Here is a 6,430-nt window from a genome sequence, read left to right on the forward strand (position 1 = left end):
TCCTCGGCCCGCTGTTCGGCGCGCACGGCGCCGCGCCCGCCGACCTCTCCGTGGCCTTCGTCGCCCAGGCCGCCGTCGACCAGGGCAACGACACCATGCCCACCCGCCGTCGCAGGGTCGCCGTGCGCGGCACCCGCGGCATCGGCCCCGCCGACCTGCGCCTGAACTCCCGCACCGGAGCCGTCGACGTGGACCAGCGCACCGGACTCGTCACCCTCGACGGCGACCCGGTCCGCTCCGAGCCCGCCGACTCCGTCTCCCTCAACCGCCTGTACTTCCTGTGAGGACCCCGCGATGACCTTCCGCATGCCCCCCGAGTGGGCCCCGCACGAGCGCACCTGGATGGCGTGGCCGGGCCCCAACCCCACCTTCACCACCGAGCGGGAACTGGCCGAGGCGCGCGCCGCCTGGGCGGGCGTGGCCCGTGCCGTGCGCCGCTTCGAGCCCGTCACCGTGGTCGTCGGCACCGGCCAGGCCGAGTCGGCCCGCGCGCTCCTCGGCCCCGACGTGGAGCTGGTCGAGCGCGAACTCGACGACGCGTGGATGCGGGACATCGGCCCCACCTTCGTCCACGACGGGCGGCGCCTGGCCGCCGTCGACTGGACGTTCAACGGCTGGGGCGCCCAGGAGTGGGCCCGCTGGGAGCACGACGAGAAGATCGGCCGGCACGTCGCCGACCTCGCGGGCGTCCCCGTGCACCCCTCGCCCCTCGTCAACGAGGGCGGCGGCATCCACGTCGACGGCGAGGGCACCGTCCTGCTCACCGACACCGTCCAGCTCGACCCGCACCGCAACCCCGGCCTGACCCGCGAGCGCGTCGAGGAGGAGATCCACGCCCGCATCGGCACCGAGAAGGCCATCTGGCTGCCGCGCGGGCTCACCGGCGACTACGGACGGTTCGGCACCCGCGGCCACGTCGACATCGTCGCCGCCTTCGCCGCCCCCGGGGTGGTCCTCGTCCACTCCCAGCAGGACCCCGCCCACCCCGACTTCGAGGTCAGCAAGGAGATCGTCGCGGTCCTGGAGGGTCAGACCGACGCCCACGGCCGCACCCTGGAGATCGTCGAGGTGCCCGCCCCGACCGTCCTCGAGGACGACGAGGGCTGGGTCGACTACTCGTACATCAACCACTATCTCTGCAACGACGGCGTCGTCCTGTGCGCCTTCGACGACCCGAACGACGAGGTCGCGGCGGGCATCTTCCGCCGTCTCTTCCCCGGCCGGACCGTGACGCTCGTCGACGCCCGTACGATCTTTGCCGGGGGTGGTGGCATCCACTGCATCACCCAGCAGCAGCCGAAGGTGTGATCAAGGAGTACGGGATGGCCGGTCAGGCCCGCGCGCGGAAGAACGCCCCACCGCGTGAGGACGTGTTGGCCGCCGCCATGGAGATGATCGCCGAGCGCGGCCTGGAGAAGCTGACCATGGCAGCGCTCGGCCGCGCGGTCGGCATGAGCTCCGGCCATCTCCTCTACTACTTCCGCACCAAGGACGAGCTGCTCCTGCGCACCCTGGAGTGGAGCGAGGGCCGCCTCGGCGCCGAGCGCGGCCGGCTCCTGGCCCGCGCGGGCACGGCGCGCGAGCGCCTCGACGCCTACGTCGGTCTGTACGTACCCGACGGCGTGGGCGACCCCCACTGGACGCTCTGGCTGGAGGTCTGGAACCGCTCCCTCAACGCCGACGAGGAGGGCCGCGACCGGCAGGCCGCCATCGAGGGCGCCTGGCACCGCGACCTGGTGGCGCTGCTCGCCGAGGGCGTCTCGCGCGGCGAGTTCGGCACGGTGGACCCGGACCGGTTCGCGGCGCGCCTGCGGGCGCTGCTCGACGGCTTCTCCATCCATGTGGCGATCGGCCTGCGCGGCACGGGGCGCGAGCAAGTCCTCGCGCACGTCCGGGAGTTCCTGGACGGGACGCTCGCTTCCGGGACGTCCGCCTCGGACGCCTAGGGGCCCGTCCAGGTTGTACGCAATCCGGCGGATTGCGTGTCGTCTGGTGGTGCGTTTGTATCCCCGTGGGCCCTGATGTCGGGCCGGGGGAAGAGACAGGCCTTGGGGGGAAGCCGTGTCCAGTGCCAGACGGGTGTCCTACGGGGTGCCCTTACGTGTGCCCTTGAGCCTTTCCGCAAGTGCCGCGCTGGCCCTGGGACCCGGCGCCACGGGAGTGCCGGCTTCCGCCGCTGACGGGACCGAGGCCGACGGCGCCTCCGTCTCGTCCGACGGCCGCTACGCCGCGCACACGGGGTGGGGACGCGCGGGCGAACCTCGACCTCCGCGACGGCCACGAGGTGACCGTCGGCCACGGCAGCGCCACCGCCGGGGCGCTCGCCGCCAAGGGCGTCGTCTACAGCTTCGAGGACACGGACATCGTGCCGGACGACACGAACGGCGACAGCGACATCTTCGTGCGCCACGTCCCTTGAACGAAGTCGCACCGACGAATGAAGGCGCACCGACCCGACCGATCCACCAGTTCCACGAACCGACAGAGAGCACGGGGGATTCGACCATGTACTGCACCCACCGCCGCCGACTCGCCCTGGCCGTCGCGGCCGGCGTCGTCGCCGCGACCGTCACCGCCCTGCCCGCCGCCGTCGCCGCGCCCGCCGCGGTGAAGGCGCCCCGCACCGAGGGCGTCAGCGTCACGGCCGGCGGCAAGGCCGGCGACGACCGCTCCTCCCAGGAGTCGATCAGCCGCGACGGCCGCTTCGCCGTCTTCGCGTCCGCCGCCACCAACCTGGTCGCCGGGGACACGAACGGCCGGGACGACGTCTTCGTACGCGATCTGCGCGGCGGCAGAACCGAGCGGATCGCCCTGGAGGGGCGGGAGTTGAGCAGCCCGTCGATCAGCGCCGACGGGCGCTACGTCGCGTTCGTCGCGTCGACCGTCGAAGGATGGCCGACCGTCCGCGACGTACGCCTCTACGACCGCGTGACCAAGAAGGCCGAGCGCCTCGACGTCGAGCTGCCCGACGGCTTCCCCGGCGACAGCGCGGGCACCGTCTCGCTCAGCGCCAACGGCCGCTACGCCGTCTTCAGCACGGACGGACCCCAGTTCGACGGCACGGCGGTCTTCCTGCGCGACCGCAAGACGGGCACCACCGAGCGCGTCAGCCACCCCTACACGGGCGGCGACGGCGAGCGGAACGCCCACTCGCCGACCGTCAGCGACGACGGCCGCTACGTCGTCTACGCCAACTCCTTCGTCAACGGCCCGCGCGGCGACGACTGGAGCGACCTGTGGCTGCGCGACCGCGCCACCGGGAAGCTGACCCAGGTCGACCGCTCGTACGACGGGTCCAAGACGGAGAAGGAGTCCCTGGCCGCCTCCATCAGCGGCGACGGCGGCACGGTCGTCTTCGAGTCCCGCGACACCCACCTGGTCCCCGACGACACCGACGCCGCCTGGAACGTCTTCGTGCACGACGTGGCCACCGGCAGGAACCAGCGGATCCACGGCACGCAGGGCGGCCCCGGCGAGGCGTACACCCGCTCGCCCGCCATCAGCGCCGACGGCCGCAGGCTCACCTACATGTCGGAGCTCACCGAGCCCGGCAGCGAGTACGGCAAGGAATGGCCCACCTACCTCCGTGACCTGAGGACGGGCACCACCACGCTCGTCTCCCCGGACGCGAACGGCGGCGCCGCGACGGCGAACGTCCTGCCCGGCGGCATCTCCGCCGACGGCCGCCGGATCGCCTTCGAGTCGTCGGACAAGACGCTCCTGCCCGGCGACACGAACGACGGCCAGGACATCTTCGTGCGCCACGTGCGCTGACGCAGGAGGGGCCAGAGGGGCCAGAGAGATTCGACGGATACGGGAGGTACGTCCACCATGCGGGCGGCGCGTCCATGCGCCGCCCGCATGGTGAGACGAGGCCGCGCGGCAGGCGCGCGCTGTGGCAGCATGCCCCCGTGCTCTCGTTCGCCATGATTATTGGCAGCAGGCGCGCCGGTCCGCAGTGACCGCCTCGTACCACCATGTACGGGCGGACACCGTCGTCCTCGACCCGCGCGCAGACCTCTCGCACCCGCGAGGGGTTTTTTCGTTTCCCGGCCCAACCGAAGCCGGGCGCGGAGCGCACGGGATCATTGGGGGCGGTGGAGCCGGTCCTTCCGGTAGACCGAGATCCGACACAGGAGCCAGACAGCATGACGGAAACCAGCACACCCGACGATTCCTTCCATGTCTTCGACACGACGCTGCGCGACGGCGCGCAGCGCGAAGGCATCAACCTCACCGTCGCGGACAAGCTGACCATCGCCCGCCATCTGGACGACTTCGGCGTGGGCTTCATCGAGGGCGGCTGGCCCGGCGCCAACCCGCGCGACACCGAGTTCTTCGCGCGGGCCCAGCAGGAGATCACCTTCCGGCACGCCCAGCTCGTCGCCTTCGGCGCCACCCGCCGCGCCGGGGCCAAGGCCGCCGACGACCCGCAGGTCAACGCCCTGCTCGCGTCCGGCGCCCCGGTCATCACGCTGGTCGCCAAGTCCCACGACCGCCATGTCGAGCTGGCCCTGCGCACCACCCTCGACGAGAACCTGGAGATGGTCCGCGACACCGTCTCCCATCTGCGGAGCCAGGGGCGGCGCGTCTTCGTCGACTGCGAGCACTTCTTCGACGGCTACCGCGCCAACCCCGAGTACGCCAAGTCCGTCGTACGGGCCGCCGCCGAGGCGGGCGCCGACGTCGTCGTCCTGTGCGACACCAACGGCGGCATGCTGCCCGCGCAGGTCCAGGCCGTCGTGGCCACCGTCGCCGCCGACACCGGCGCCCGGCTCGGCATCCACGCCCAGGACGACACCGGCTGCGCCGTCGCCAACACCCTTGCCGCCGTCGACGCCGGCGCCACGCACGTCCAGTGCACGGCCAACGGCTACGGCGAGCGCGTCGGCAACGCCAACCTCTTCCCGGTCGTGGCGGCCCTGGAGCTCAAGTACGGCAAGCAGGTGCTGCCCGAGGGCGCGCTGCGCGAGATGACCCGCGTCTCCCACGCCATCGCCGAGGTCGTCAACCTGACCCCCTCGACGCACCAGCCGTACGTCGGCGTCTCCGCCTTCGCCCACAAGGCCGGACTGCACGCTTCCGCGATCAAGGTCGACCCGGACCTCTACCAGCACATCGACCCGGACCTCGTCGGCAACCGCATCCGCATGCTCGTCTCCGACATGGCGGGCCGCGCCTCCATCGAGCTCAAGGGCAAGGAGCTCGGCATCGAGCTCGGCGACGACCGCGACCTGGTCGGCCGCGTCGTGGCGCGCGTCAAGGAGCGCGAGCTCAAGGGGTACACCTACGAGGCAGCCGACGCCTCCTTCGAGCTGCTGCTGCGCGAGGAGGCCGAGGGCAGGGCGCGCCGCTACTTCCGCGTCGAGTCCTGGCGGGCCATCGTCGAGGACCGCCCCGACGGCACGCACGCCAACGAGGCGACCGTGAAACTGTGGGCCAAGGGCGAGCGCATCGTCGCCACGGCCGAGGGCAACGGTCCCGTCAACGCGCTCGACCGCGCGCTGCGGGTGGGCCTGGAGCGGATCTACCCGCAGCTCGCCAAGCTGGAGCTGGTGGACTACAAGGTCCGCATCCTGGAGGGCAAGCACGGCACGTCGTCGACCACACGCGTCCTGATCTCCACCTCCGACGGCGTCGGCGAGTGGTCGACGGTCGGCGTCGCGGACAACGTCATCGCCGCGTCGTGGGGCGCCCTGGAGGACGCCTACACGTACGGGCTGCTGCGGGCCGGCGTCGAGCCGGTCGAGTAACCCGCCGCCCGCCCCGGGGCCGGCCCCTCCCCGGGACTCCGTCGGCGGCGCCGCTGAGTTACGTTCGAAGCATGAGGAATCGGACGAAGCGGATCACCGTCGGACTGTCCGGGCTGCTGCTCGCCCTGGGAGCCGTGTCGATCACGGCGGCGCCCGGGGCCCTGGCCGCGCCCGGCGCCCAGGCCGCAGCCGATGCTCCGGCCGGGCCGGGCGCGCTGTCGGCTTCCAGTGCGTCGGTGGTCGCCGACGCCTGGGAGAAGAGTCCGGTGTACGTCGATCCCGCGGCGTCGGACCAGCTGTCCGACGCCCAGGCGGACGCCCTCGCCCAGAAGATCAAGAAGGCGGACAAGCCGGTCTTCGTGGCCGTACTGCCCGACGACTTCCCGCAGCAGGACCTCTTCCGCAAGCTGCGCGCCGAGACCGGTGTGACGGGCGTCTACGCGGTGCGGCTCGGCAGCGCCTTCGACGCGAAGGCCGACCGCTCGGTCCTGCGGCCCAACGCCGTCGACAACCTCGTCGCGCTCGTCCAGGGCGAGGACGCGAACCGGCAGCTCAACCACTTCGTCGACCAGGCCGTCGTGCAGGCCGGCGGCTCGGCGCCGGACTCCTGGGGCGGCGGTTCGGACGACGGGGTCCCGGTGGGCGCGCTCGTCGGGGTCGGCGTGGTGGCCGTCGCC

Annotated in this window: 5 protein-coding genes and 2 pseudogenes; all 7 read left to right on the forward strand. The window is 72.4% G+C overall.

Going from position 1 to position 6,430, the window contains the following annotated elements; translation table 11 throughout:
* Positions 1-284 (forward strand): annotated as a pseudogene (locus tag AOK22_RS37780) (urease subunit alpha); the annotation flags it as partial.
* A 10-nt stretch (positions 285-294) separates the two neighbouring features.
* Positions 295-1,308 (forward strand): agmatine deiminase family protein, encoded by a 1,014-nt coding sequence (locus tag AOK22_RS37785; protein WP_055703173.1) that lies wholly within the window; start codon positions 295-297, stop codon positions 1,306-1,308.
* A 14-nt stretch (positions 1,309-1,322) separates the two neighbouring features.
* Complete coding sequence (locus tag AOK22_RS37790; RefSeq protein ID WP_055703174.1) at positions 1,323-1,946, forward strand: TetR/AcrR family transcriptional regulator; 624 nt, start codon at positions 1,323-1,325, stop codon at positions 1,944-1,946.
* Positions 1,947-2,284: 338 nt separating this feature from the next.
* Positions 2,285-2,419: a hypothetical protein gene (locus tag AOK22_RS43815; protein ID WP_279617113.1), complete on the forward strand. Its 135-nt coding sequence runs from the start codon at positions 2,285-2,287 to the stop codon at positions 2,417-2,419.
* Positions 2,420-2,505: 86 nt separating this feature from the next.
* Entirely contained in the window at positions 2,506-3,774 is a 1,269-nt protein-coding gene (locus tag AOK22_RS37795; RefSeq protein ID WP_055703175.1) for a TolB family protein, read from the forward strand.
* A 374-nt stretch (positions 3,775-4,148) separates the two neighbouring features.
* Positions 4,149-5,753: a citramalate synthase gene (gene cimA, locus AOK22_RS37800; protein ID WP_055703176.1), complete on the forward strand. Its 1,605-nt coding sequence runs from the start codon at positions 4,149-4,151 to the stop codon at positions 5,751-5,753.
* 71 nt (positions 5,754-5,824) lie between these two features.
* Positions 5,825-6,430 (forward strand): annotated as a pseudogene (locus AOK22_RS37805) (hypothetical protein); the annotation flags it as partial.

The sequence above is a fragment of the Streptomyces silaceus genome (genome assembly GCF_001419745.1).
Lineage (GTDB): Bacteria > Actinomycetota > Actinomycetes > Streptomycetales > Streptomycetaceae > Streptomyces > Streptomyces silaceus.